Here is a 25,367-nt window from a genome sequence, read left to right on the forward strand (position 1 = left end):
GGGAATGCGCGTGCCCCGGAGCTCATGCTCCGGGGCACGCCTTCGACGGTGGGCGGCGAGGCCTCGCCCGGCCGGGTATCCCTAGCCCCGGCTCACCGCCGCCAGGATCTCCGGCAGCCGCCGCAGCACATGACGGGCGCTCAGCCACAGCCCCAGGAAGGCCACGCCCAGCCCGTACGCCACACCCAGCGGCAGCACCAGCCACAGCAGCCCGTTCAGCCCCGCCACATGCAGCCCGATCGTCAGGCCGACCATCGGGGCGCAGAGCACCGCGCCCACGACCATCCCGCCCAGGATGCTGATCCAGGCGAGCCCGGCCTGCCCCGGAGCGACGTTCTTGTTGCCCTCGGACGGGATCGAGTACGGGAAGAAGACGGAGGCGAACGCGCCCGTGGCGACCAGCGCACCCAGCAGCGCGAGCGAGAGCCCGTACGCCTCCGGGAACACGTCCCAGCTGTCGAGGAGCGCCGCGGCGCCGACCACCACCAGCGACACGTACGGCACCGCGACCAGGCACAGCGCCAGCGCCCGCCCGCGCAGCTCCACGTACGCGTCGCGCCGCGTGGAGATCGTCGAGGCGACCATCCAGAACGCCGAGGTGTCCTGCCCGAACTGGTTGTACATCTGCATACCGAGCAGGCCCGCCGCCCAGCAGGCGGTGTAGACGCTGCCGTTGCCCTGCACGACCGACACGAGGGGCACGAGCAGACCGACGCCGAGCCCCGAGGCCCAGCCCATCTTGGTCTTCGGGTCACGCCACGCGTACCGCAGCGTGCGCTGCATGACCGTCCCCGTACGGCCGCCCGGCAGCAGCCGCGACCAGCCGCCGCCCGCCTTGTCGGCGCGCTTGCGGCCGCTGTCGGTCTCCGTGGCCTGGAGGGTCGAGGAGTCGGGCGAGGTCATCACCCGGGTGAGGGTGCGGAGCCACCACCACAGGAGCAGCACCAGCGCGAGCGCCGTGAGTGCGAGCCCGAGCGCGGCACGCCCGTACGCGCCCTCGCTCGTCGCGGCCACCGCGTCCACCGCCGAGGCCGGCGGGATCCAGCGCAGCACATCGGATACCGGCTCCAGCACCGTCAGGCTCTGCGCCTCGGAGAGCTTCGAAGCGCCGAGGTTGATGCCCTGCGCGCCGACCGCCACGAACAGGCCGCTGAGGACGGCGAGATCGCGGCCGCGGCGGCTGGTGAGCAGCCGTACGTTCGCGGTGGCGATGGCGCGGGCCAGCGCCGCGCACACGAGGAGCACCAGCACCGTCGCCACGATCCCGACGAGCGCGGCCGCCGGGCCGTGCGCCACGGCGATCACGGAACCGGCCGCCAGGACGAGCGTGAAGACCGGACCGGTGCCGACCAGCGAGGCGACCAGCAGCGCGATGATCATCGGCCGGGGCCGCAGCGGCAGCATCACCAGCCGCGTCGGATCCAGCGTCTCGTCGCCGCTCGGGAAGAACAGCGGCATCGCGGCCCAGCCGAGCGCGACGAGCGCCGTGAGCAGCACCGCCACCGTCGGCGCGCCCGGCACGCCACGCAGCAGGATCAGCCCGAGCAGCAGCCCGGCGGCGATCAGCAGGGTGACGACGATCGAGGCGATGTACGCGGCGGTGCGGCCGGCGGACTGCCGCAGACCGTTCTTCAGCAGCGACAGCTTGAGCCGTACGAAGAGGGGGGTGAGGGCGGGCGCAGGGCCTGCGGCCGACTGCCGGCTCACCGCTCGGACCTGCGTGCTCATCGTGCGCCGCTCCCGCCCAGCCAGTCCAGGTCCTGCCCGGCACGCGCGCGGCCGCCCGCGCCGACCAGTTCGAGGAAGGCGTCCTGGAGGGAGGGCGCGTCGCCGCGTACCTGGGCGAGCGGCCCGTCGGCGCGGATCTTCCCGCCCGCGATCACGGCCACCCAGTCGCACAGCGACTCGACCAGCTCCATCACATGGCTGGAGAAGATGACGGTCGCGCCGGAGCCGGTGTACCGCTCCAGTACGCCGCGGATGGTCTGCGCCGAAACGGGGTCCACCCCCTCGAACGGCTCGTCCAGGAAGAGGATCTCCGGGTTGTGCAGCAGCGCCGCCGCCAGCCCGATCTTCTTGCGCATGCCGGTGGAGTAGTCGACGACCAGCTTGTTCCGGGCCCCGGACAGGTCGAGCACGTCCAGCAGCTGACCGGCCCGCTTGTCCACCTCGTCGCCGGGCAGCCCCCGCAGCCGACCGATGTACGAGAGGAGTTCGGCGCCGGACAGTCGCTCGAACAGGCGCAGTCCTTCGGGCAGTACGCCGATCCGGGACTTCACGGCGACCGGGTCCTGCCAGACGTCGTGCCCGCCGATCTCCACCTGCCCCGAGTCCGGCCGCAGCAGGCCGGTCACCATGGAGAGCGTGGTGGTCTTGCCCGCGCCGTTCGGGCCCACCAGCCCGATGAACCGCCCGGCGGGCAGCGTCAGATCGATTCCCGCGACGGCGGTGTGATCTCCATACTTCTTCCAGAGGTTGTGGATACGCACGGCCGCCGGCGCCGCCGCCGTGCCAGCCTGTTCCACAACACCCGAACCTTCGGTCGTCACCGGTTCCCCTGTCGATAGACGTCACGGCAGAGACCGGTCAAGCCCCCGCCACGCCCCACGATATGCGCCCGCTCACGAAGGGGCACGGGCCAGGCGGGGCGTGGGCGGCGAGGGCTCGGGGGGCCCGCACGGGTCAGGCATGGGGGCCTGTCAGGGCCAGGCATCACCTGAGGCGCGGCCCAAGAGAAGCTCAAGATCACAATCCGGGGGGAGGGGGGAGGGCCCCCGAAGGGGGCTGACGCAAGCCGCCCCACCCCACCCCACCCCAGCCCCCCCCGCGATCCCCCCGCCCCCGGCCCCCACCCCCTGGCCCGGCTCGCCCCGACTCGCACAGGCTCGCCCCGGCTCGTTCAGGAAGAGCGCAGCGCCGTCGCTTCTTGGCTGCAGGCGTAGGTGAGGGGGGTGAGGAGGTCTTCGGCGTCGGGGAGCCAGCGGTTGGCGGGGGTGGGGGGAATGGCCCACTGGACCGGGGCGTGGCGGCCGGTGCGGGTGGGTGGCGCGGGGAGGTAGGCGCCCTCGCCGTGGATGATGAGGTCGAGGCCGGTGAGGGAGGACCAGCCCAGCTTCCGTACGCGGTCCGGGACCTTGGCGGCGGCGCCGGGGAGGACGAGGAAGAGCATCCGGCGGGCCGGGGTGCGGATGACCGGGCCGAGCGGCAGGCCGCGTCGTTCCATCCGGGCCATGGCCAGGCAGCCGGCGGTCTCGGGCACGTCCAGTGCGTCGAAGGTGCGGCCCGTCGGGAGGAGGATCGCCGCGCGGGGGTTCTTCGTCCACAGGGTGTGGATGGTCGAGGTGCTGCCGGTGGCGGCGGTGGTCCAGTCGGCCGTCAGGGGGTGGGCGCCGGGGGCGGGGCAGCCACGGGCGCCGCACGAGCAGTACGGGGTCGCACCGTCGTCTTCCAGCCATGCGCCGGGGAGTACGTCCCAGTGCCGTTCCGCCGCGTAACGCACCGCAATGTCGAGCAGCCGCTCACCGCGCTGCTGAGGGACCTGTGGGGCTTGAGTGACTCCGCTGCTCTGTTCCACGAAGGTGACAACTTCCGCTGTCACCAAGGGTTACGGCCAACCCGTGGCACGGCCCGGCGCAACGTTCTTGCATGTGGGGCGCATGGATGCACGGGCGGGGGCGCGTACGGGGCCGTGCGGCGGAGGGTGGGTAGCCACTTGCCTGAGAGGGCGGGAAGGCCGCCCGGCGGCGGGCCGTGAGTCCTGTGGGCGTCCCCGAAAGGGGCGTTCCGGTACGGCGGTGCCGCGTACGCACACAGAAGGCGGGCGCCGCGCGCTTCCCGTATGTGCTCGTACCTCGTACCTGCCGTGCGCACGCGGTGAAGCTCATGGAGGGAGGGGCGGACCTCGCGGGCAATTGGCGGCATGTGGAAGGTACCGCTGATATCGCTGATACCTCTGATATCCCGAGCAACTCGGATATGGCGGGTATCACGGATATCACGGGTACGGGCGGGAAATGATGGACGGGGACGGCGTTCGACGGTGAACGCGCCGCAGTACACAGGGGGTACAGCATGGCCGCCAGGCCACTCGTTGCGCGGCAGCCGAACGAACGGCTGCAGGCGCTCATCCAGGAAGCTGCCTGTTCCAATGCCGGGCTCGCCCGCCGCGTCAACGTATGCGGCGCCGAGCACGGTCTGGATCTGCGCTACGACAAGACGTCCGTCGCTCGTTGGCTGCGCGGCCAGCAGCCCCGCGGCCGGGCGCCCGCCATCATCGCCGAGGCGCTGGGCCGCAAGCTGGGGCGCACGGTCACGATCGACGAGATCGGCATGGCCGACGGCAAGAACCTCGCCTCCGGCGTCGGGCTGCAGTTCTCGCCCACCGTCCTCGGCGCAATAGAACAGGTCTGCGAGCTGTGGCGGAGCGACGTGGGCCGCCGGGACTTCCTCAGCGGTTCCACCGTCGCCGCGTCCGCGCTGGTCGAGCCGAGCCGCGACTGGCTGATCACCGGCGCCGACAGCCAAGTCGCACGCAACGCCGGTGCCCGGGTGGGCCTTTCGGACGTCGAGGCGGTGCGTTCGATGACGAGCGCCCTCAGCGAGCTGGACCACCAGTACGGCAGCGGGCACGTCCGCCCGGTCGTCGTGCACTACCTCAACAGCGTCGTCTCCGGGCTGCTCGCCGGCTCGTACCGCGAGTCGGTCGGCCGCGAACTCTTCGCCGCCGTCGCCCGGTTGACCGAGCTGGGCGGATACATGGCCGTCGACACGGGGCAACCCGGCCTGGCGCAGCGGTACTACATCCAGGCGCTGCGGCTGGCACAGGCGGCGGGCGACCGCGGGTACGGCGGGTACGTGCTCGCCGCGAGCATGAGCCACCTCGCCGCCTCGCTCGGCAACCCCCGGGAGATCGCCCAGCTCGCGCGGGCCGCACAGGAAGGCTCGCGCGGGCATGTGACGCCGCGGGCCGAGGCGATGTTCTGTGCCGCGGAGGCGCGCGGGCACGCGCTGATGGGGGACGAGCGGGCGTTCCAGACCGTGGCCGCGCGTGCGGTCGGCGCGATGGACCGGGCCGAGGCCGGTACGGACGCGGGCGACGACCCGGCGTGGATCGCGCACTTCGACCCCGCCTACCTCGCCGACGAACTGGCCCACTGCCACCGGGACCTGGGGCAGGCGACCGCGGCCGGGCAGCAGGCCGAGCGGGCGCTCGCCGGACTCCCCGAGAGCCGGGCGCGGCGGCGCGCGATCGGGCTGGTGCTGCTGGCGAGTGCGCAGGTGCAGCAGCGCGAGATCGAGCAGGCGTGCCACACCGGCACGCGCGCGGCCGAGTTGCTGAGCGGGCTGCGGTCCTCGCGCGGTACGGAGTACCTGGAGGACTTCCAGGCGCGGCTGGAGCCGTACCGGGAAGAGGCGGTGGTGCGGGAGTTCGCCGCGCGGCTGGAACTGCGGGCGGCGTAGCGGCGTGCCGGCATAGGCGTACAGGCGGAGGCGTACAGGCGCAGCCGCGGAAGGACGGTGCCGCCGCTCCCCTGGAGGGGAGCGGCGGACGTCTGCTGTGTGCCGTTCTGTCGCGCGGCACACATATCCGTGGATCTGCGGACATCACCGTGTGGGGCTGCTGGGTGTCAAGTGGCCCATGACCAGGCGACGTGGTCGAACGTGACTGCTACCCGGTAGCGTGAGCCGACGATTCCGTAAGAAGCAGAAGTAGGAGTCCCGGTGACGCAGAGCGGACAGGGTGGCGACCCGCAGAGTGCTGCGGGCGGACCCGCGCGCGAGGGCGTGGTGCTGCCCGCGAACGGCGGCGAGCCGTACGTGCCCGACCAGCAGTCCGCGCCCGCCGCCGGTCAGCCGTGGGGCGAGCCCTGGGGGCCGTCCCAGGCCCCGCAGCAGCAGGACTCCTACGGGGTGGCGCCGCAGCAGGGCGCCTACCCGCCGCCGCAGGGCCAGGCCCCGGTGCCCCCGATGCCGCCGGGACAGCCGTCGGCCGGCCCGGGATATCCGGGCGGCCAGGACACGTACGGCGCGCAGGGCCCGTACGGCGGCACTCAGCCCTCGTACGGCGGTGCCCAGGGCTCGCACGGTGGGCAGGGCACGTACGGGCAGCAGCCCGGGTACGGCGCACCCCAGTCCGGGTACGGCGCACAGCCCTCGTACGACGCCCCGCCTTCGTACGGCGACGCCCAGGGCGCCTACGGGCAGCAGCCCCCCTACGGTGCACAGCCCTCCCAGGACGCGCAGCCCTCCTACGGCGGCGCGCAGAACACGTACGGGCAGCAGGCGCCCTTCGGCGGCCAGCAGCCGTCTGTCGGTGGTCAGCAGCCCCCGATCGCAGGCCAGCAGCCCCCGTTCGCCGGTCAGGAGAGCTACGGCTCCCAGGGCACGCACGGCGCGCAGAACACCTACGGCGCACAGAACACCTACGGCGACCGGAACGCCTTCGGGGGCGGCCAGGACGCCGGCCCGAACGGTGCGCACTCCGGCTACGGCTACCCCCAGGAGCCCGCCGCTCCGCAGCAGCCCTCAGCTCCGCAGCAGTCCGGTACGGACGGGGCCGGGAACGGTTCCGGCGGGGCGCTCGTGCGGGCCGAGCGGCAGCCCGCGGCACCGCTGCCGCCCGCGGCCGACCAGCCCGGCGCCGGCGCGCCGCTGCCGCCCGCCGCCGGACAGGGCGCCGGTCCGCTGCCGCCCACCGCAGGGGACGCCGACGCCACGCAGTACCTGCCGCCCACGGCCGGGGACAGTGAGGCCACCCAGTTCATCCCGCCCGCCTCCGGGGACAGCGAGGCGACTCAGCTCATCCCGCCCTTCGCCGCCCAGCAGGGGCAGCAGGGGCAGGGCGGTCCCGGCGCGCAGCCGATGCCGCCGGCGCAGGGGGCGCCCGGGCCGATGCCCGGCTCGCTGCCGCCCGAGAACAAGCGGCCCGAGCGGGACGCCGAGTCCACCACGATGCTGCGGCGGCCGGTGATGCCAAAGGCCCCCGCCTCGCCCGACGGCACCGACGCGGCGACCCAGCTCATCCCGCCGGTCGGCGGCGGTACGCCGCAGCCGCCCCCGGGCGCGCCGTTCGCCATCCGGCCGGGCAGGCCGGAGGACCGGCGGACCCCCGCCGAGTTCGACGGCCTCTTCCGTGACGCGCCGGCCGGTGCCGGCGAGGCGGACTCCCCGGCCTCCACCCAGCAGATGCCGCGCTTCGAGGAGCCCGCCGCGCAGGGCTTCGGGGGCCGTCAGCCGTACGCCGCGCAGCCCGCGGCGTCCCAGCAGCCGGGCCCGGCACCGCAGCCGGGCGGCTTCCCGCCGCAGGGCGGGTTTCCCGCCGAGGGCCGTCAGGGCCACGGCGGTGGCGGGCGCCGCAAGCTCGCGCCCGCGGCCGTCATCGGGGCCGTCGTGGTGGTCTGCGTCGGCGCCGGGCTGGGCGTCGGCTACGCGCTCAGCGGCAGCGGCGACGACAGCGCCAAGAAGGACAGCGGCAAGACGTCCGCGGGCGCGGCGCAGAAGGAGAAGCCGTCGCCGACCGCGGACCCGGCCGAGGCGCAGGCCAAGGACCTGGACGCGCTGCTCAAGGACAGCAACAACAGCCGCTCCGCGGTGATCGGCGCGGTCGGGAACATCAAGTCCTGCAACAAGCTCGGGGCCGCGGCCAAGGACCTGCGGGACGCGGCGAAGCAGCGCAACGACCTGGTCACCCGGCTGGGCAAGCTCTCGGTCGACCAGGTGCCCGACCACCTCGCGCTGACCACCGCGCTCACCAACGCCTGGAAGTCCTCGGCAGCGGCCGACAACCACTACGCCACCTGGGCCGACCAGGTCGCGCACGCGGGCAAGAAGGGCTGCCACAAGGGCAAGGCGCGCGGCACCAAGGCGGCTGTGCAGGGCAACACCGCCAGCGGCCAGGCGACCACGAACAAGAAGGAAGCCGCGCAGCTCTGGAACCCGATCGCGAAGAAGTACGGCCTGACCGAGCACAGCCCCGAGCAGCTCTGAGGCCGTCCGAGCAGCTCTGAGGCCGTCCGGGCTGCTCTGAGGCCGCCCGGGCGTCCCGGTGCTGCCCGGTGTGTCCCGTTTCAGGGATCTGCCCCTCACGCGTCCTTGCGCGGCTTCTCCAGCGTCCTGGTGAGGTTCACGAAGCCGGAGTGCGTGGTGACCAGCCGGCCGTCCCGTACGACCTGGTACGTCACCATCGCGTTCACGATCCGGGGGAAGGACTGCACGGCGAGCATGTCGTCGTAGCGCCAGCGCAGCTTCGGGGTGAGGCCGCCGGTGTCGACCGCCCGGTCGCCGCTGTCCAGCGCCTGCTGGAGGGAGCGCGCGGTGACGTCCCCGCCCTCCTCGGCGACCTGCTCGACGGTCGCGCGCAGCACCGTGTAGGCGATCCACGTGGTCTGCACGCCGGCGTCGGCCGGGTCGATGCGGTTGTCGTCGAAGGCGTGCTCGGTGATCACGTCGCGCATGGGGTCCCAGCGCCGGTCGCGCGCGTCCGGGTACCAGCCGGTGACCAGCGCGCCCTCCAGCGGGCTGGACTTGCCGCCCGTACGGTCCACCAGGGTCTGGTTCACGCTGCCGAGCACGGACGCCATCTGGACCTTCGGCTTGTCCTCCTGGAGGCGCCGGAAGGAGTCGAAGAAGGTGTCGGTGTGCTCGCCGAGGGTGGCGGTGACGCAGGCGCCCTTGGCCTTGGCGCCGAACTCCGCCGTCCCGTAGAAGGCCGGGTCGGCGCCGACCTCGTCCATCGACTGCTGGGCCGCTTCGGCGTAGTCGGTGGCGTTCTCGGGGGCCCGGACGTCGTGGGCCGCCGCGCGGCCGCCGGTGGCCAGGCCGGCGTTGAGGAGCGGGGGCATCTGGTCGCCCTGGATGGTGTCGGGGCGGACCAGCGAGACCTGTCGGCACTCGCCGGCGAGCTGCCGCCCGTTACCCGCCAGGAGAGCCGCCTGGCCGCCGTTGACCGGGTAGGACAGCGGGCTGTCGAACTCCTCGCCGGAGACGCCGTACCCGCCGATGTACGGGATGTTCGCGGCCTCCAGCGGGCCCATGAAGGACCGGCCCTGGCGGCTGTAGGAACCGACGACGGCGACGGCGTGAGCGTCGACGGCCTTCTGGGCGCAGCGCGCCGCGGCGACCGAATCGTTGCGTTCGTTGCAGGTGAGCACCCGCAGCCGGTGGCCGGCGATGCCGCCCTTGGAGTTGACCCAGCGCGCGTACGCCTCGGCCATGGCGGGCATCCCGGCCATGTTCGTGCCCTTGGTGCCCGAGGGCGCCCACGTCATGACGGTGATCGGGGCACCGTCCCCGGCACCGGCGGCGTTGCCCGAGGCGCCGGGCAGCGAGCCGCAGCCGGCCAGCAGGGACGCCAGCACCGCCGTACCCGCCGCCGCCGAGCGGATCGCGGTGGCGCGGTGGCAGAAACGGGGGAAGGAACGACGCCGTCCGGTCATGTGCCCGCACTTTTCCGGCCAGGACAGAACACCTGAGTGCTGCTCGGGTAACGGAAAGTGACTTGAAGGTGAACAGCGGGGGAGGCCCGGCCACCGCGTCCTGGCCGAGAACGTACGATCGATTGTTGTGCAAGGTTCGGAGAAGTCTTCCCGTCGCGGCCGCCGCTCGACCACCATGGGCGCCATGCCGCTCAACGACATGCCCTGGTGGCGCTGGCGCGCCAATGTGCGCTCGGCGCTGCACATGCTTTCCGACCCCGCCTTCCAGCAGGACACCTGGGTGGCCGGCCTGCCCGGATACGGCGACGTGACCGACGCCGTGTACCGGCTGGTGGAGGACACCTGGCTGGACAACTGGTCAGCGGAGAAGTACGTCGGCACGATATTCCGGGACTCCCAGGAAGCCGCCCTGGTCGACGTCGCCGTGCTCCGGGTGCTGCGCATACTGCACCAGGTCGGCGCGGACGCTCCGGCCGGCGACTACCTGGAGCACCACGGCTGGCCCGAGGCCGTACGGGCCGCGCGGGACGCCCATGTCCGCATGGCCACCGCCGACGGTGAGGACCCGGACGTGCCGCCGCGCTCCCTCGAAGTGCTGGCCATCCTCACCAGGGGCCTGGAACCGCAGGAGTGAGCCGGGCCACGCGAGGCCCGGCGGCCGGCGCCCTCCGGGCAGCCGGCAGGGGAGCGGACGGTGTACGAAGGGCCGGAATGTGCGACCCTTTCTCCTCATGAGCCAGTCGAAGCCCGCCCTCTCCGATCAGTACGTCCTGACGCTGTCCTGCCCGGACAAGCAGGGCATCGTGCACGCGGTGTCCAGCTACCTCTTCATGACCGGGTGCAACATCGTGGACAGCCAGCAGTTCGGGGACCGGGACACCGGACTCTTCTTCATGCGGGTCCACTTCCGCGCCGAGACCGCCGTCACGCTGGAGAAGCTGCGCGCCAGCTTCGCCGCGGTCGGCGACTCCTTCCAGATGGACTGGCAGATCCACCGGGGCGACGAGAAGATGCGCGTCGTCCTCATGGTGTCCAAGTTCGGCCACTGCCTGAACGACCTGCTCTTCCGCTCCCGCATCGGCGCGCTGCCGGTGGAGATCGCGGCCGTGGTCTCCAACCACACCGACTTCGCCGAGCTGGTCGCCTCCTACGACATCCCCTTCCACCACATCCCGGTGACGAAGGACACCAAGGCGCAGGCCGAGGCGCAGCTGCTGGAGCTGGTCCGCGCCGAGCAGGTCGAGCTGGTCGTACTGGCCCGGTACATGCAGGTCCTCTCCGACGACCTCTGCAAGGCGCTGTCGGGCCGGATCATCAACATCCACCACTCCTTCCTGCCGAGCTTCAAGGGCGCGAAGCCGTACCACCAGGCACACGCCCGCGGCGTGAAGCTGATCGGCGCCACCGCGCACTACGTCACCGCCGACCTCGACGAGGGCCCGATCATCGAGCAGGAGGTCGCCCGGGTCGGCCACGACGTCACCCCGGAGCAGCTCGTCGCCGTCGGCCGCGACGTGGAGTGCCAGGCGCTGGCCCGCGCCGTGAAGTGGCACAGCGAACGCCGGGTGCTGCTCAACGGCAGCCGTACGGTCGTCTTCGCCTGAGGCCCTTGAAGCCCTTGAAGCCCTGAGGTCCTGAAGCCCCTGGAGCCGTGAGGCCCTGAAGCCCCACGGCTCCAGGGCCTCACAGCCTCACCGCCTCACTGCCTCAGAGCCGCGAGAGCGAAGCCGTCGCGAAGAGGACGTCGCGGATGGCGTCCCGCTCGCCGTGCTGGCCCGCCGCCGCGTCCTCGGGCGACACGTGCCCCGCGGCCAGCTGGCAGAACTCCACGCTGTCCAGGGCGATGTGCGCGACGGTGCGGTCCGGCGTGCCGAGCGCGCCCGGCGAGTCCAGCGAGATGTACCAGTGGCCGCCGCCGCTGCCCTCCACCTCCAGGTGCAGCGTGCGCCCCGGCGTGCCCGCCTCGACCAGCCGCCGGGGCGGCGTGGCCAGCCCGGAGCGGCGCCGTACGGCCAGCGCCGACGGCAGCAGCCGGGCGGCCAGGTCGACCATGCCGTGCATGTGGTCGGCCGCCGGGGCCTCGTACGGATAGTCCACGGCATCGGCGATGTCCCCGGCGTGCACCCAGCACTCGAAGGCCCGCTCCAGCATGGAGTCGCGCAGCGGCAGCCGGAAGTCGCCGTACGGAACGGCCAGTTCGGCGACCCCGCGGCCCGCGAACGCCACCGTCCGTATCAGGGAGTGGGTCTGCTCACGCCACGGCTCGCGGGTGGCGAGCGGCGACTCCTCGTGCACCGACGTACGCCAGTACGCGAGCGTGCGCTCCGTCGGGTCGGTGGGGGCGTCCTCCGGTACCTCGGCGCCCAGCGGGTCGGTGAGGCCCAGGGCGTTGGCGACCAGGCCGTCCACGGACATCAGATGCCCGATGACGCCCGCGACGGTCGTGGCCCGCCCGGCCGCCCGGTCGTTCTCGAACCACCGCAGCCGGACCGGGGCCCGCCACTCCGCCTCGCCCATGTCCCGCAGCAGCGCGTCCAGCTTGGCCGTCTCCGCGTCGTACGGGCCGGCCCACTCGGGCACCGGGATACGCGCCGGACGGCGGCCCAGGCAGCCCTCCAGGACCCGGCTGCGCAGCAGCGGGTCCAGGTCCAGACTGTCGGCCGGGTGCAGCAGGCCGACCGCGTCCCGCAGCCGCAGCGCTTCATCGGCACACGTGGCGCAGTCCGTGAGGTGCGCCTCGACGGCGGCGGTCTCCTCGGCCGAGCAGGCGGCCAGTGCCCAGGCGCCCAGCAGCGACTTGAGCACCGCGTGCGGCGGCTCGGGCCGGTCGGTGCCGGCCGGGTGCTGGTCCGTGGTCCCGTCCTTCTGCGTGGCGGCGTGCTCGGCGCCGCTGTCCTCGGGAGCGTCCCGCTGCTGCCCCTGCCCCTGCTCCTGTCCCCGCTCTTGCTTCCGCTCCTGCTCCCGCGCTTGCTTCCGCTCCTGCTCCGCCTGCGGGTCCGGCCCAGGGGCCGGCACGCGGATGTCCGGCAGCGGGCCCTCGTCCTCGGCGGGGCGTCGCGGGGCCGGTATGCGCGGGCGCTCGCCGTTGCCGGGGCAGGGGCGGCCCGTGCCTTCGGGGCCCTGCGGGCCAAAACGGTCCCAGTCCTCGGGGCCGTTCACAGCGCCCGCCCGTATCCGGAGCCGGGCGGTGCCGGGGGCGGGGAGCCCGGACGGCCCGGCGTGGGCGGCCCCGCCTGGTGGTTGTGCGCGGTGGCGAGGAGCTGCAGGCCGAGCCGGAGCCGGCGGCGCGCCTCGTCCTCGGTGACGCCGAGGTCGGCGGCGGTCTGGCGGTAGTCACGGCGCTGGAAGTAGGCCAGTTCCAGCGCGGCGCGCAGCGGGGCCGGCATGGAGGTGACGATGTAGTCGGCGCGGGCCGCGGTGGAGGCCGCGTTGATCTTCTGCTCGATCTCGGCCGGTTCCGGTGCGTCGGCGCCGCAGTCCAGCGCGGAGGCGGCCTCGTTCTGGCGCAGCCGGTGCACGGCCTGGCGGTGGGTGAGGGTGGCGACCCACGACCGCAGCGAACCCTGCTTCGGGTCGTACGCGTCGGGGTTCTCCCATATGTAGCCGAAGACCTCGCGGGTGATCCGGTCGGCGGCGTCCTCGTCCTCCAGAACGCGCTGCGCGAGGCTGTGCACGAGCGAAGCGAAACGGTCGTACAGCTCGCCCAGCGCGGCCGCTTCGCCGCGGGCGAGCCGCTGCTGCATCCGCCTGTCCCAGCGCGGCGGAGCTTCGTTCACCATCCACGGGCCCCCTTCCCCGTCGCCGCTGTGCCCACCGTCACAGAAGTTCATCGTCACGGAGTCCGTCGTGTGTGCGCCGTGCCATCGAATGTAGTGCTCCGGTCCGCCGGCGCACTTACCTTTACGGCAAAACGAGCCGCGCGGCGACTGCGGATGGTATAGGTCCCGTCACTTTCTGATTGAAGTTCCTGGCAGAAGGCGACTGATACGGATCGTTCATGCCCTTTTTTGCCCGCGCGTTATTCGTGTGTGACCGGATGCGGGGAGGAAAGCCGGTGATCCAGGGCATAGCCTGGGTCGTGGCGGCCTGTTGCGCGAGGAATTCCCACGAGTTTCAGGGGAGCGGGTCCGGGCAGCCGATGCGGGGAAGGGTGCGTTCCGGATGGCTCCGGAGAGGCGTCCGGTCCGAGAGCGAGCGAAAGGCTTCGAGCGCGTGACGTTGAAGGTGGCAGAGGACGAGCAGGGCCCCTGGGCGGTCCTGCGGGTGTCCGGCGAAATGGATCTGGTCACGTCCCCCTCGGTGCGCCAGCATGTGCACGACGCGGTCGCGGAGGGGCGCCGCAGCGTCGTGCTGGACCTGTCCGGAGTGCAGTTCTGCGACTCCAGCGGCGTCGGCGTACTGATCGCCGCGCGCCGGCTGATGCGGTCCTGCCAGGGCCGGCTGCGGCTGATCCTGCCCGCTCAGGGCGCGGTCGACGGCTCGCACGTGAACCGCGTGCTCGCGGCGCTCGGCGTGCGCCGCCTCTTCGAGGTGTACCCCGACGTGACCACCGCCGTCGACGAAACCGCGGCCCCACTCTCGGCCTGACCAGCACCCGCTCTCGGCCCGAGCGCTTCAGTTCTCCGCCTGGCCGGCACCGCTCTCCGCCTGGCCGCCCCGCTCTCGGCCTGAGCGCCCCTGTTCTCCGCCTGGCCGGCCCGCTCTCCGCCCGACTCGCCGCCGTACCGCTTGCTCAGCCGTACCGCCGGCCCCGGCGTTCCCCGCCGTACCGCCTGCCCCCGGCCGCCCCTCGCGCCGGGCCGAGCCCTCTGGCCTCTTGCGCCGTACCGTTTCCCCCGCTTTCTTCCCCCATGGGGGGAGCGCGAGGTCCCCTTCTCAAAACAGTAGCGGGAGGGTCTGACAACACCCCGGCACCAACAGCCTCGTACGCACCCTCAAGCCGCCCGCGCCCGTCGCCCCCGGCACCCACCCCCCCTCAAGCCGCCCGAGGTGGAAACTCCGCGCGTACGACGAAGCCCCCGTCCGGGGTGGGGCGGGCTTCCAGGGTGCCGCCCAGGCTTTGGGCCCGTTCGCGGAGGCCCACCAGGCCGTGGCCGCCGCCGGGGAGCTGTGGGGCGTACGCGCCCGCGTCCGGTGGGCCGTTCCGGACCTCCACCAGCAGCCCCGCCTCCTCCGTGCGCGGCTGCGCGACGCGTACCCGTACCCGGGCGCCCGGCGCGTGTTTGCGGACGTTCGTCAGCGCCTCCTGCACCGTGCGGAACGCCGCCCGTTCCACTGTGCGGTCCGTCGGCGCGTCCCCGTCCACGCCGTTCTCGTACGTCACGTCCAGCGCCGACATCTCGATCAGCCGCGGCAGTTCGGCCAGGTCCGGCTGGGGCGCCGGCGCCGGCTGCGCCGCGCCGTCCTGCTCCTCCGGCGGTCTGCCGCCCGCGGCCCGCAGGATGCCGACCATGTGCCGCAGCTCCTCCAGCGTCCGTACCGACAGCTGCCGGATCGTCCGCGCGCCCTCCCGCGCCCCGGCGTCCTCCGACGCGACCTGGAGCGCGCCCGCCTGGAGGCTGATCAGGCTGACCTGGTGGGCCACCACGTCGTGCATCTCGCGCGCCAGCCGGGCCCGCTCCGTGGCCAGCACCCGGTCCGCGATCAGCCGGTCCTCGCGTTCCAGGCTGCGGGTGAGATCGGCGACGCGGGCCGCCAGTTCGCGCCGGGTGCGGACCAGCAGGCCGAGCCCGATCGGCCCGGCCGAGGTCACCGAGGCGTCGATCAGGACGAGGGTGTTCTCCCGGTACGCGGTCGGTTCCCAGTCGGCGATCGGGTACGGGAAGAAGTGCGCGGCGATCAGCAGGAACGCGCAGGCGCCGAGCCGGAAGCGGCTCGGCCGCAGCGCGGCGACCGTGTACAGCGCGATCATCGGCGCGAACCAGATGTAGCCGATGTAGAGACCCGGCATGGTCGCCAGGAAGACCGTGAGGGGCAGTCGGCGGCGCAGCAGCAGGGCCAGCGCGGCCAGCAGCGAGACGCCCAGCTCCAGCGGCTGGTCGACGTCGTTGACGAGGAAGGAGTCGGCGATGCCGAGCAGGGTGGGGACGACGAGGACGGCGTGCTGCCGCCACCGGGCCGCGCGGGCGCCGCGCCGTCCCGCCGCCGGTATGTCCCCCGCGTCCGCCGCCGGGGCCGGCTCCGTGACCGTACCGGCCGGTGTCATCTCGGGCCTCCCGTGACCAGGCCCGCGCGGTCCGCGACGATCGCGGCCTGTACCCGGTTGATGCCGCCCAGCTTGCCGAGCAGCGCGCTGACGTGGTCCTTGACCGTGCTGGGCGCGAGGCCGATCCGGGCGGCTATCTGCGCGTTGCCCAGGCCCTCGCCGAGCAGCGCCAGCACCTCCGACTCGCGCGGGGTGAGGGCGCGTACGGCGTCCGCGGCGGCCGCCTGCGTCTCGGCGGTGAGGTACCCGCCGATGACGGCCCGGGTGACGCCCGGGTCCAGCACGCTGCCGCCCGCCGCGAGGGTGCGCACGGCGCGGATCAGCTGCTCGGGGTCGGAGTCCTTCAGCAGGAAGCCGGAGGCGCCCTCGCGCAGCGCGGCCGTCAGGTACTCCTGCGCGTCGAAGGTCGTGAGCATGGCGATGGCGGGGGGCTCGGCCGCGGCCCGCAGGCCGCGGAGTACGGTGAGACCGTCGACGTCCGGCATCCGGATGTCGAGCAGTACGACCTCGGCACCGCTGCGCCGCACCGTCTCGACGGCAGTGGCGCCGCCGCAGTCGGCGACCATCTCCACGTCCGGCGCTGTGCCCAGGATCATCCGCAGCCCGGACCGGACCAGCCGCTCGTCGTCCACCACAGCGACACGGATCACCGGTCGCCCCTTCCTGTCGTGCCGTTCCGACTCCGCGTGGCGGGCCCGCACCCCCGCCGTTGGGCGGGGGTCCGCACGCGACCTGCGGAGGATGCCGCGGGACGGCACCCGCGGGCAGAGTGCTCCTCATGCTGCACCACTGAGGAGGCCGCAAGCCGGTCACGCGGTGCAGCTCACACCGGCGGCCGCCGCGACCCCCACACGCGACGGCCGCCATCGGTGCGTTCGGTACCGAACGTCCCCTTCGGGACCCGCGCTCACTCCGGCTGCCGGGCCCGTGCTCATGCCGACCCGGCCCGTGCTCACTCCGGCCGGGTGCGCGCCCAGGAGTGCGTGCTGCCGTGGCCGGGGCTGAACGCCCGCCCCGTGGTGAGTACCACCACCGAGGTCATCGCGGCCAGTAAGTACGCGGTGGTGGCCAGGTCCAGCGTGCCCTCGACCGTCCGCGTCCCGGTGCCGAAGGCCCCGGTGACGGTGTAGCCGACCACCGTCCGCACCACGAGGTAGAGCTGGAGCGCGGCGAAGACCAGCAGGGCGCCGCGGACGTCCCGCCGCCCGCGCAGCGCGAGCCGGCCGGCCACCAGCCAGCCCGCGATCGCGGTCAGCGTGGCGAACGCGGCCCCGGCGGACGGCGCCACGGCCGACGGGCTCACGGCCGCGTCCACGGCGCTCGCCAGGTAGGCCCCCGCGCCCTTCGTGCCGTCGGCGAGCAGCCGCACCAGCCAGGCCGTCTGCACCAGTCCGGCCAGCAGGAACAGCGCCCCGCAGATCCGGGAGACCCGCCCCGCCCACCAGGAGCCGGGGGCCCGGCCGGGGCCCGCTTCGGGGCGTGCGGGCAGCAGGGCGCAGAGCACGACGATCCCGGCGAGCAGGCCCAGTACGTGGGTGGCCAGCGTCCAGCCGCCCATCGCCTCGAAGCGGTAGGCGGAGCGGTATCCGGGGTGCAGCAGGCCGATGCCCTCGCGCAGCGAGCGGGCCAGGACGAGGCAGGCGAGCAGTACGGCGGCGGGGCGGGCGACGGTGCGCTGCGCGAGCGCGGCACCGGCCACCGCGGCCAGTGCCACCGCGAGCGCCCACTCCTGCGGGCCCAGCGAGCCCACCGGCCCCGCCAGCGGGTTGAAGAGGCCCTCGGCGAAGTCCAGGGGGCCCACCCGGGCTTCGACGGCGCCGGTCACCACCCAGGCGAGCAGCGCGCCCGCGTACAGCGTCAGGGCCAGCCCGGCCGCGAGGTAGGCGCCGCTGTGTTCGGGCGCGGCCCGGCCGGAGTCGGCGCCCGGCCGTACGTCGAGCAGCCCGCCGTCCTGCATCGCCATGACCGACCCCCGATCCGCCGCGCACCACCGGGCCGTACGCCGCGCTCTCGCCCGCGGGCGCCCGTTGCGCGACGCGCCCGCCGTCCACTGTCATTGTTCAAGGACGGCGCGTGTGTGCGCGGAGGTTCCACCCCTGTGTGTCGCGGGCCCCGGCGATGCCACGGGCCGTGTCACGCACCATTCGGCCCGTCCGCCCCGCGTTCTCAGCGCACCCGTCCCGCGATCTCGGCGCACGCACCCGCCCCGCGATCTCAGCCCACCCGTCCTGCCACCACCGAGACGAAGTCGCGGATCTCCTGGCGGGTGCGGGCGCGCAGTGCGGTGAGCGACTGGCGGGTCTCGACGGAGTGCAGTTCCGTGACGCCCGCCATCAGCCGCTCGGCCTGCTCGACCACGTCCTCGTCGCCGCTGACCATCTGGGCCCGGAACATCGTCTCCTGTGCCGCGCGCCGCGCTTTGTACTGTTCCTCGCGCAGTTCGGGGGTGTCCTCGCCGCACAGTTCGTCGCCGTCGTGCAGGACGAACCACCGGTGGACCAGCACTCTGCGGTACTCCAGCAGGGCCCCCGCGTAGGCGCAGTACGCGTCGATGCGTTCCTGCCGCAACTTCTCCTCGCGGGCGAGGGCGTGGCTGCGCTCGGTCTCGCGGCGCTGGAAGAGGTGGGTGGTGCCGGCGCCGAGCAGCGTGCCGACCACCGCGACCACGCTCGTGACTACTGCCTCCATATGGCCAGTTGATCACCTCGGTCCCCGTTCGCGACAGGGTGCGGAGCGGTCGGTACCTTCTTCCGCTTCGCGAACGGTGGGGCAAGATGGCCTTCATGGGGAGCTTCGGGGGACACGGCCGCCTGATCGCCGGCCGCTACCGGCTGGAGGGCCGGCTCGGCCGCGGCGGGATGGGCACGGTCTGGCGGGCCGCCGACGAACTGCTGGGCCGGCAGGTCGCGGTGAAGGAGCTGAACCTCGACGACGACCAGGCGGGGAGCAGCACCACCTTCGGCACCCTCGGCACCGACGGCCTGGGCGGGTCCGCCGATGTGTCCGTGCTGCGCGAGCGGATGCTGCGCGAGGCCCGTACGGTGGCGCAGATCAAGCACCCGAACGTGATCGTCGTGCACGACGTGGTGACCCAGGACGACCGGCCGTGGATCGTGATGGAGCTGGTGGACGGCGGTTCGCTGGCCGACCGGCTGGCGACGGGCGGCCCGCTGGCCCCCAGGGAGGCCGCCCGGATCGGCGTCGCGCTGCTGGGCGCGCTGCGCGTGGCGCACGCCCGCGGGGTACTGCACCGCGACATCAAGCCGGCGAACGTGCTGCTGGAGGCGGGCACGGGCCGGGTGGTCCTCACCGACTTCGGCATCGCTCAGGTGGCGGGCGGGTCGACGCTGACGGAGACGGGGACGTTCGTCGGTTCGCCGGAGTACACCGCGCCCGAGCGGATGGCGGGCCGCGGTACGGGCCCGGAGGGCGACCTGTGGTCGCTGGGGGTGCTGCTGTGCACGGTCCTCAGCGGCGGCCGGACGCCCTTCCACCGCGATTCCCTGGGCGGTGTGCTGCACGCCGTGCTGTCCGACGAGATCCGCATCCCCGAGGCGGCCCGGCCGCTGCACGCGGTCGTCAGCGGGCTGCTGGAGCGTGATCCGGAGCGGCGGCTGACCGTCGCGGGCACCGAGCGGCTGCTGCGCGGCTATCTGCAGACCGGCCGGATGCCGGAGCCGGGCGGCGGCCTCCCGCCCGAGGAGCACGGGCCGCTGCCGTCCGCGCCCGCCCGGGGGCCGTCGGCGCCGCTCCGGGACGCGCTGGACGGCCGGGCGCTGGCCGCCGCCGCCCGGCCGCACACGGGGCGTACCCGTACGGTGCTGCTCGCCGTGACGGCCGCGCTGGTGCTGGCCGGGGCGGGCGCCGGTGCCGCCGTGCTGGTGCTGAAGGGGACGGACGGTGACGGGGCGCGTACGCCGGCGCCGACGGCGTCGGGGAACCCGGGCCCGGGCGCGACCGCGCCGCGCGGGTACGGCATCGTCCGCGACCCGCAGGGTTTCGCGCTCGCCGTGCCGGACGGCTTCACGCGCTCCTACGAGAAGCCGCGGGTGTACTACTACTCGGCCGGGAAGCGGTTCCGGCTGGGCATCCACGTCCAGCCGCCGCAGCCGGGCGGGCCGCTCGGCACGATGCGGGAGGCGCACATCAAGGGCCCGCAGAACTACCGCGGGTACCGGGACGGCCGGGTCTCGGCCACCATCCACCAGGGGTACCGGGCGGCGCTGTGGGAGTTCACCTGGGACGGCGGTGACGGGGACGGCGGCCCGCGCCGCACGTACGACCTCAGCTGGACCGAGGGCGGCCGGATGTACGACGTGTGGATCTCCGCGCCGCTCGGTGACCGGGCAGCGGCGAAACGACACTTCGACACCGCGCTGGACACCTTCGAGGTGCTGCGTGCCCCGGCCACCGGCTGACCCGCCGCCCCTCGTACGCGGACGAATTCCCAGGACACCGGCGTTCTGGCCAGCGAACACTGGCGCAATTGTGGTCGCCCGGTGAAAACCTATTACCGGCGGGTACACAAAGTGTTCCCGGAGGCATACGCTCGGCGCCATGACGGACTCGCTGGACACCGCACAGACCGCCCCCGCCGACGGCAACCCGGTCGCCTCCGCAGCGGCGGGCACCCGCACCGCCGCCGACGTGGTCACCAAGGACCTGGTCGCCCGCCTGACCCGCGGCGTGGTCGGCAGCGGCCGGACGGCGAACCACACGCCGTTCACCGGCGACGTCCTCGCCGAGCTGCCCGAGTCCACCCCCGAGGACGTCGCGGACGCCTTCGAGCGGGCCCGCGTGGCCCAGCGCCAGTGGGCGGCCACCCCGGTGCGCAAGCGCGCCGCGATCCTGCTCCGCTTCCACGACCTGGTGCTCCAGCGCCAGGCCGAGGTGCTGGACCTCATCCAGCTGGAGACCGGCAAGGCCCGGCTGCACGCCCACGAAGAGGTCCAGGCGGTCGCCGTCGCCGCCCGCCACTACGGCCGCAAGGCCCCCGCGTACCTGAAGCCCAAGGGCCACACCGGCGTCGTGCCGACCCTCACCAAGGTCACCGAACTCCGCAAGCCCAAGGGCGTGGTGGGGCAGATAGCGCCCTGGAACTACCCCTTCGAGCTGTCCGTCGGCGACGCGCTGCCCGCCTTCGTCGCGGGCAACGCCGTCGTGATGAAGCCCGACACGGAGACCGCGCTGACCGCCCTCTGGGCGCGCGAGCAGCTGATCGAGGCGGGCCTGCCGCCGGAGGTCTGGCAGGTCGTGATCGGTGACGGCCCGGTCGTCGGCCCCGAGGTCGTCAAGCACGCCGACTACGTCTCCTTCACCGGCTCCACCCGCACGGGCCGCGAGGTCGCCCAGGGCGCCGCGGCCCGGCTGGTCGGCTGCTCCCTCGAACTGGGCGGCAAGAACGCCATGCTGGTGCTGCACGACGCCGACATCGACAAGGCCGCCGCCGGCGCCGTACGCGGCTGCTTCTCCTCCGCGGGCCAGCTGTGCATCTCCATCGAGCGGCTGTACGTCCACGAGTCGGTCGCCGACGAGTTCGCCGAGCGCTTCGTGGCCCGGGTGAAGGCCATGCGCCTGGGCAACGCCCTCGCGTACGGCGCCGACATGGGCTCGCTGGTCGGCGAGCGCCAGCTGGAGACCGTCACCCGGCACGTCGAGGAGGCCGTCGCCAAGGGCGCGAAGCTGCTCACCGGCGGCCGGCCGCGCCCCGACATCGGCCCGCTCTTCTACGAGCCGACCGTCCTGGACGGTGTCGAGGCCCCGATGGCGGTCTGCCAGGAGGAGACGTTCGGCCCGGTGGTCTCCCTCTACCGCTTCCGCGACGAGGAGGAGGCGATCGCCCTCGCCAACTCCACGCCCTACGGCCTGAACTCCAGCGTCTGGACCAAGGACGGCCGGCGCGGCCGCAAGATCGCCGCCGAGCTGAACACCGGCACCGCGAACGTCAACGAGTCCTACGCGGCGGGCTACGGCAGCGTCCAGTCCCCGATGGGCGGCATGGGCGACTCCGGCCTCGGCCGCCGCCACGGCTCCGAGGGCATCCTCAAGTACACCGAGGCCCAGACCGTCGCCCACCAGCGGATCATGCCGCTCGCCCCGTCGTTCGGCATGGACGACGAGAAGTACGCCGCCTTCATGTCGCTCAGCCTGAAGGCCATGAAGGCCATCCGGCTCCGCTGACCGCCCCCCCAGCCCCGACCCGCACACTTTCAAGGAGCGCCGATGCCAGGGGAGAACTCTGCCCGAAACCAGGAGCAGCCGGCCCACGACTACGACGTCCTCGTCGTCGGCTCCGGCTTCGGCGGCTCCGTCACCGCCCTCCGCCTCACCGAGAAGGGCTACCGCGTCGGCGTACTCGAAGCCGGCCGCCGCTTCACCCGCGAGACGCTGCCCAAGAACTCCTGGGACATCCGCAACTACCTCTGGGCCCCGGCCCTGGGCTGCTACGGAATCCAGCGCGTCCACCTGCTCGGGAATGTCATGGTCCTGGCAGGCGCCGGAGTGGGCGGCGGCTCGCTCAACTACGCCAACACCCTCTACGTGCCCCCGAAGCAGTTCTTCGACGACCAGCAGTGGGGCCACATCACCGACTGGCAGGACGAGCTCAAGCCGTACTACGACCAGGCCCAGCGGATGCTCGGCGTACGGCTGAACCCGACCGTGACCCCCTCCGACGTGCACCTCAAGGCCGCCGCCGAGCGGATGGGCGTCGGCGACACCTTCCACCTCGCCCCCGTCGGCGTCTTCTTCGGCGACGGCAAGGACGCCGACGGCAGCACGAAGGCGGCGCCCGGCGGCGAGGTGCCCGACCCCTACTTCGGCGGCGCGGGCCCGGCCCGCAAGGCGTGCTCGGAGTGCGGCGAGTGCATGACCGGCTGCCGGCACGGCGCGAAGAACACCCTCACCGAGAACTACCTCTACCTCGCCGAGCAGGCCGGCGCGGTCATCCACCCGATGACCTCCGTCGTCGCCGTCACCGAGGACTCCCGCGGCGGCTTCGCGGTCAAGACCCTCCCCACCGACGACAAGCGCAAGGGCAAGGGCCGCACCTTCACAGCCCACCGGGTCGTGCTCGCCGCCGGCACGTACGGCACCCAGACCCTGCTGCACCGGATGAAGGACACCGGTCTGCTGCCGCACCTCTCGCCCAAGCTGGGCGAGCTGACCCGTACCAACTCCGAGTCGCTGGTCGGCGCGCTGACGGACAACCGCCGCTACAAGAAGAAGACCGGCGAGCAGAAGGTCGACTTCACCCGCGGCGTCGCGATCACGTCCTCCATCCACCCGGACGCCAACACCCACATCGAACCGGTCCGTTACGGCAAGGGCTCCAACGCGATGGGCGGCCTCTCCGTCCTCCAGGTGCCCGTACGGGACGGCGCCGCGGCCCGCGTCCTCGGCTGGCTCGGGAAGAGCGTGCGCCACCCGGTGCTCATGGCCCGCTCGCTCTCCAACCGCCGCTGGTCCGAGCGCACCATCATCGGCCTGGTCATGCAGTCCCTGGACAACTCCCTGACCACGTACCGCAAGCCGGGCGGCATCGGGAAGGGCCTGCTCACCGCCCGCCAGGGCCACGGCGCGCCCAACCCGGCGCAGATCCCGGCCGCCACGGAGGCCGCCTCGCTGATCGCCGAGGAGATCAACGGCTTCCCCGGCAGCAACGTCGGCGAGCTGATGGGCACCCCGCTGACCGCCCACTTCCTCGGCGGCTGCCCGATCGGCGAGGACGCGGACCACGGCGTCATCGACCCGTACCACCGGCTCCACGGCCACCCCGGGATCTCCGTCGTCGACGGCTCGGCGGTCTCCGCCAACCTCGGCGTCAACCCGTCCCTGACCATCACCGCCCAGGCCGAACGCGCGATGTCCTTCTGGCCGAACAAGGGCGAGGCCGACCAGCGCCCGGCCCCCGGCAGCCCGTACACCCGCCTCTCCGCGGTCGCGCCCCACCACCCGGCCGTCCCGGAAAAGGCCTTCGCGGCCCTGAAACTCCCGTTCCTGGCGGTACCGCCGGTGCCGCCCAAGAAGGCCTGACCGCTTACGCAGGAGGGGCCGCACCCGGGCAATCCGGGTGCGGCCCCACGCCGCTCAATCGGCCTCCGGCCGCCGTCAGGCAGCAGCCGCGCCCTCGGTCTTACGGCGACGGACGACGAAGATCGCCCCCGCGCCCACGGCCATCGTGACCCCGGCGACCGCCGCGATCATCGGCAGCGCCGAGGACGAACCGGTCTCGGCGAGCTTGCCGGTGACCGGCAGCTCCTTCAGACCGCCCTGCGGAGCGGGCTTGCCGGGCTTGCGGTCGCTCGGCTTGCCGGTCGCCGGCGGCACCGAGCCGGGGTTGCTGCCCGCGATCAGGACGTCGAACTCGTACTCCGACCCCTCGGAGTAGCCGCAGACGTCGTTCTCGTCGTGGTACGCGCCGACCGCGAAGGCGAAGCCGTAGCTGCCCGGCGTCTTGGCGTCGACCTTCAGCCGCAGCTTGGCGTCGGCGTACTCACCGGGGGCGAGGTCGGCGAGGGAGGCGAAGTAGCCGTAGTCGTCGACGTTCTCCCAGGCGCCGGCGCCCTCGTCGTACCACTGCACGGTCAGCAGGTTCGAGACGTCGTCGAAGTCGCCCTTGTCGATGGCCGACAGCATGACGTAGGCGTCGACCGACTTCATCGCCTTGTCGGAGGTGTTCGAGGCGCGGAACGTGAAGCCGTGCCAGCCCGAACCCGCCACGACCTTGCTGGGCAGACCGCGCAGCGTGGTGGTGATGGCCGCCTCGTCCGACGCCTCCTCGCAGGTCGGGTCCTCGGTGGGCTCATCGGTCGGCGTGGCCGTCGGGGGAGTGGTGGGCTCGTCGGTCGGGTCCTCGGTCGGGTCCTCGGTGGGCTCGGTCGGCGCCCCCGTCGGCGGAGCGGTCGGCTCCTCCGTCGGCGGCACCGTCGGGTCGGCGGAGTCCGTGGGCGCCGGGGTGGCCGGCGGCTCGGTCGCCGGGTCGGTCGGGCTGTTCCCGTCACCCGGCTCCGTCGGCGCCTCGGCGGTCGGCGTGGCACCGGGCTCGTCCGTCGCGAACGCGGCGGGCGCCGCGAGCAGCGCGGCAGGAGCGATGACGGCCGTCGCTGCGGCAGCCGTCAGTGCACGGCGAAGCTTCATCGTGTCTAGACCTCTTCGGGGTCCGGAGTGCCGAGGGGGGCGGCACGAAAGCGGTAGCGGGCCGTCGCGGTGGGGCGCGGTATGGCCGTGCGTTTACACGTACATGACCAGCCGTATGCCGAAAAGGTTGCACGCAAGATCGCGCATATCTGCGAGAAGGCGCGGCGGGGGCGCGGAGGCGGCAGAGCGAAGGGCCCCGAGGTGCCGTCCGCGAGGGGGGTGCGGGCGACCGCGGGGCCCTTGCTGCCCGGCGCCGGCGTCAGGGCAGCGGCGGCGCCGAAGGAAGGCGCTGGGGGGAAGCGCCTGTGCGGCTCTGGGTCGTGCCAGGCTTCCGGTACCGCCTGTCACCTGCCACCTGCAGGAACGATACGTTCCGGTGGTATAGACCAATGGTGGTGCCGGAAGCCACCTCGGTGCGAGGTACTTGGCTCTTCATGCATCGTGCTGGATACGCCTCATCCGGCGCAACCGTTTCGACCGGATGCGGTCGGCCCCAGGCGTCCCCGGGGCCGACCGACCCATCGGATGTGACCGGGCTGCTGTCCCCTGCCGACCGGCCACAGCACCGCAGCGAGGTCCCACGGCGCCGG

19 protein-coding genes are annotated in these 25,367 nt (G+C 73.3%); 8 read left to right on the top strand and 11 right to left on the bottom strand.

Going from position 1 to position 25,367, the window contains the following annotated elements; all coding sequences use genetic code 11:
- Positions 1 to 81: 81 nt before the first annotated feature.
- From ABZ840_RS15805 to ABZ840_RS15815, 3 genes are all read right to left on the bottom strand, one after another.
- Positions 82 to 1,728, bottom strand: a complete 1,647-nt coding sequence (locus ABZ840_RS15805; protein ID WP_361559366.1) for a transporter — start codon at positions 1,726 to 1,728, stop codon at positions 82 to 84.
- Entirely contained in the window at positions 1,725 to 2,525 is an 801-nt protein-coding gene (locus ABZ840_RS15810) for an ABC transporter ATP-binding protein (RefSeq protein WP_361559369.1), read from the bottom strand. The genes ABZ840_RS15805 and ABZ840_RS15810 overlap by 4 nt, the downstream gene beginning before the upstream one ends.
- A gap of 374 nt (positions 2,526 to 2,899) precedes the next feature.
- Positions 2,900 to 3,574, bottom strand: coding sequence for a bifunctional DNA primase/polymerase (locus ABZ840_RS15815; protein ID WP_361559372.1), 675 nt, complete (start codon positions 3,572 to 3,574; stop codon positions 2,900 to 2,902).
- A gap of 497 nt (positions 3,575 to 4,071) precedes the next feature.
- Here ABZ840_RS15815 and ABZ840_RS15820 point away from each other — a divergent pair, with 497 nt between their 5' ends.
- Complete coding sequence (locus ABZ840_RS15820; protein WP_361559375.1) at positions 4,072 to 5,460, top strand: transcriptional regulator; 1,389 nt, start codon at positions 4,072 to 4,074, stop codon at positions 5,458 to 5,460.
- Between the two features lie 261 nt (positions 5,461 to 5,721).
- Positions 5,722 to 7,986 (top strand): hypothetical protein, encoded by a 2,265-nt coding sequence (locus ABZ840_RS15825; protein ID WP_361559378.1) that lies wholly within the window; start codon positions 5,722 to 5,724, stop codon positions 7,984 to 7,986.
- Between the two features lie 95 nt (positions 7,987 to 8,081).
- Here ABZ840_RS15825 and ABZ840_RS15830 read toward each other — a convergent pair whose 3' ends face one another.
- Positions 8,082 to 9,434 carry an ABC transporter substrate-binding protein gene (locus ABZ840_RS15830; protein ID WP_361559381.1) on the bottom strand — a complete coding sequence of 451 codons (1,353 nt, stop codon included), beginning with the start codon at positions 9,432 to 9,434 and terminating at the stop codon, positions 8,082 to 8,084.
- 121 nt (positions 9,435 to 9,555) lie between these two features.
- On the opposite strand from ABZ840_RS15830, the gene ABZ840_RS15835 reads away from it, so the two are divergent.
- Positions 9,556 to 10,068: a hypothetical protein gene (locus tag ABZ840_RS15835; protein ID WP_361559914.1), complete on the top strand. Its 513-nt coding sequence runs from the start codon at positions 9,556 to 9,558 to the stop codon at positions 10,066 to 10,068.
- 97 nt (positions 10,069 to 10,165) lie between these two features.
- A complete protein-coding gene (gene purU, locus ABZ840_RS15840) occupies positions 10,166 to 11,038 on the top strand; it encodes a formyltetrahydrofolate deformylase (RefSeq protein ID WP_361559384.1) in 873 nt (290 codons plus the stop codon).
- Between the two features lie 103 nt (positions 11,039 to 11,141).
- On the opposite strand, the gene ABZ840_RS15845 is transcribed toward purU, so the two are convergent.
- Both ABZ840_RS15845 and ABZ840_RS15850 read right to left on the bottom strand, forming a co-directional pair.
- On the bottom strand, positions 11,142 to 12,593 hold the full coding sequence (locus ABZ840_RS15845; protein ID WP_361559387.1) for a zf-HC2 domain-containing protein: 1,452 nt from the start codon (positions 12,591 to 12,593) through the stop codon (positions 11,142 to 11,144).
- Positions 12,590 to 13,213, bottom strand: coding sequence for a sigma-70 family RNA polymerase sigma factor (locus tag ABZ840_RS15850; protein ID WP_361559390.1), 624 nt, complete (start codon positions 13,211 to 13,213; stop codon positions 12,590 to 12,592). The genes ABZ840_RS15845 and ABZ840_RS15850 overlap by 4 nt, the downstream gene beginning before the upstream one ends.
- A 433-nt stretch (positions 13,214 to 13,646) precedes the next feature.
- Here ABZ840_RS15850 and ABZ840_RS15855 point away from each other — a divergent pair, with 433 nt between their 5' ends.
- The gene (locus ABZ840_RS15855) at positions 13,647 to 14,021 is read left to right on the top strand and encodes an STAS domain-containing protein (protein ID WP_361559393.1); all 375 of its coding nucleotides are present in this window, start codon (positions 13,647 to 13,649) and stop codon (positions 14,019 to 14,021) included.
- A gap of 388 nt (positions 14,022 to 14,409) precedes the next feature.
- On the opposite strand, the gene ABZ840_RS15860 is transcribed toward ABZ840_RS15855, so the two are convergent.
- From ABZ840_RS15860 to ABZ840_RS15875, 4 genes are all read right to left on the bottom strand, one after another.
- Positions 14,410 to 15,639, bottom strand: a complete 1,230-nt coding sequence (locus ABZ840_RS15860; RefSeq protein ID WP_361559396.1) for a histidine kinase — start codon at positions 15,637 to 15,639, stop codon at positions 14,410 to 14,412.
- Positions 15,636 to 16,289, bottom strand: a complete 654-nt coding sequence (locus ABZ840_RS15865) for a response regulator transcription factor (protein WP_361559399.1) — start codon at positions 16,287 to 16,289, stop codon at positions 15,636 to 15,638. The genes ABZ840_RS15860 and ABZ840_RS15865 overlap by 4 nt, the downstream gene beginning before the upstream one ends.
- A gap of 302 nt (positions 16,290 to 16,591) precedes the next feature.
- On the bottom strand, positions 16,592 to 17,602 hold the full coding sequence (locus tag ABZ840_RS15870; protein WP_361559402.1) for a hypothetical protein: 1,011 nt from the start codon (positions 17,600 to 17,602) through the stop codon (positions 16,592 to 16,594).
- Positions 17,603 to 17,853: 251 nt separating this feature from the next.
- Positions 17,854 to 18,327, bottom strand: a complete 474-nt coding sequence (locus ABZ840_RS15875) for a hypothetical protein (protein WP_361559405.1) — start codon at positions 18,325 to 18,327, stop codon at positions 17,854 to 17,856.
- A gap of 95 nt (positions 18,328 to 18,422) precedes the next feature.
- Here ABZ840_RS15875 and ABZ840_RS15880 point away from each other — a divergent pair, with 95 nt between their 5' ends.
- The 3 genes from ABZ840_RS15880 to ABZ840_RS15890 all read left to right on the top strand — a co-directional run bounded on the left by ABZ840_RS15880 (position 18,423) and on the right by ABZ840_RS15890 (position 23,673).
- Positions 18,423 to 20,057, top strand: coding sequence for a serine/threonine-protein kinase (locus ABZ840_RS15880; protein ID WP_361559408.1), 1,635 nt, complete (start codon positions 18,423 to 18,425; stop codon positions 20,055 to 20,057).
- 139 nt (positions 20,058 to 20,196) lie between these two features.
- On the top strand, positions 20,197 to 21,819 hold the full coding sequence (locus ABZ840_RS15885; RefSeq protein ID WP_361559411.1) for a succinic semialdehyde dehydrogenase: 1,623 nt from the start codon (positions 20,197 to 20,199) through the stop codon (positions 21,817 to 21,819).
- A gap of 42 nt (positions 21,820 to 21,861) precedes the next feature.
- Positions 21,862 to 23,673 carry a GMC family oxidoreductase gene (locus ABZ840_RS15890; protein WP_361559414.1) on the top strand — a complete coding sequence of 604 codons (1,812 nt, stop codon included), beginning with the start codon at positions 21,862 to 21,864 and terminating at the stop codon, positions 23,671 to 23,673.
- 75 nt (positions 23,674 to 23,748) lie between these two features.
- On the opposite strand, the gene ABZ840_RS15895 is transcribed toward ABZ840_RS15890, so the two are convergent.
- Complete coding sequence (locus ABZ840_RS15895; RefSeq protein ID WP_361559417.1) at positions 23,749 to 24,777, bottom strand: LPXTG cell wall anchor domain-containing protein; 1,029 nt, start codon at positions 24,775 to 24,777, stop codon at positions 23,749 to 23,751.
- Positions 24,778 to 25,367: the final 590 nt, after the last annotated feature.

The sequence above is a fragment of the Streptomyces sp. NPDC047117 genome, assembly GCF_040643545.1.
GTDB lineage: Bacteria > Actinomycetota > Actinomycetes > Streptomycetales > Streptomycetaceae > Streptomyces.

Bases quoted from the DNA above. Each gene is read 5' to 3' on its own strand.
- ABZ840_RS15805 (WP_361559366.1), bottom strand. From the start codon at position 1,728: ATGAGCACGCAGGTCCGAGCGGTGAGCCGGCAGTCGGCCGCAGGCCCT.
- ABZ840_RS15820 (WP_361559375.1), top strand. From the start codon at position 4,072: ATGGCCGCCAGGCCACTCGTTGCGCGGCAGCCGAACGAACGGCTGCAG.
- ABZ840_RS15830 (WP_361559381.1), bottom strand. From the start codon at position 9,434: ATGACCGGACGGCGTCGTTCCTTCCCCCGTTTCTGCCACCGCGCCACC.
- purU (WP_361559384.1), top strand. From the start codon at position 10,166: ATGAGCCAGTCGAAGCCCGCCCTCTCCGATCAGTACGTCCTGACGCTG.
- ABZ840_RS15850 (WP_361559390.1), bottom strand. From the start codon at position 13,213: ATGGTGAACGAAGCTCCGCCGCGCTGGGACAGGCGGATGCAGCAGCGG.
- ABZ840_RS15860 (WP_361559396.1), bottom strand. From the start codon at position 15,639: ATGACACCGGCCGGTACGGTCACGGAGCCGGCCCCGGCGGCGGACGCG.
- ABZ840_RS15870 (WP_361559402.1), bottom strand. From the start codon at position 17,602: ATGGCGATGCAGGACGGCGGGCTGCTCGACGTACGGCCGGGCGCCGAC.
- ABZ840_RS15875 (WP_361559405.1), bottom strand. From the start codon at position 18,327: ATGGAGGCAGTAGTCACGAGCGTGGTCGCGGTGGTCGGCACGCTGCTC.
- ABZ840_RS15880 (WP_361559408.1), top strand. From the start codon at position 18,423: ATGGGGAGCTTCGGGGGACACGGCCGCCTGATCGCCGGCCGCTACCGG.
- ABZ840_RS15885 (WP_361559411.1), top strand. From the start codon at position 20,197: ATGACGGACTCGCTGGACACCGCACAGACCGCCCCCGCCGACGGCAAC.
- ABZ840_RS15890 (WP_361559414.1), top strand. From the start codon at position 21,862: ATGCCAGGGGAGAACTCTGCCCGAAACCAGGAGCAGCCGGCCCACGAC.
- ABZ840_RS15895 (WP_361559417.1), bottom strand. From the start codon at position 24,777: ATGAAGCTTCGCCGTGCACTGACGGCTGCCGCAGCGACGGCCGTCATC.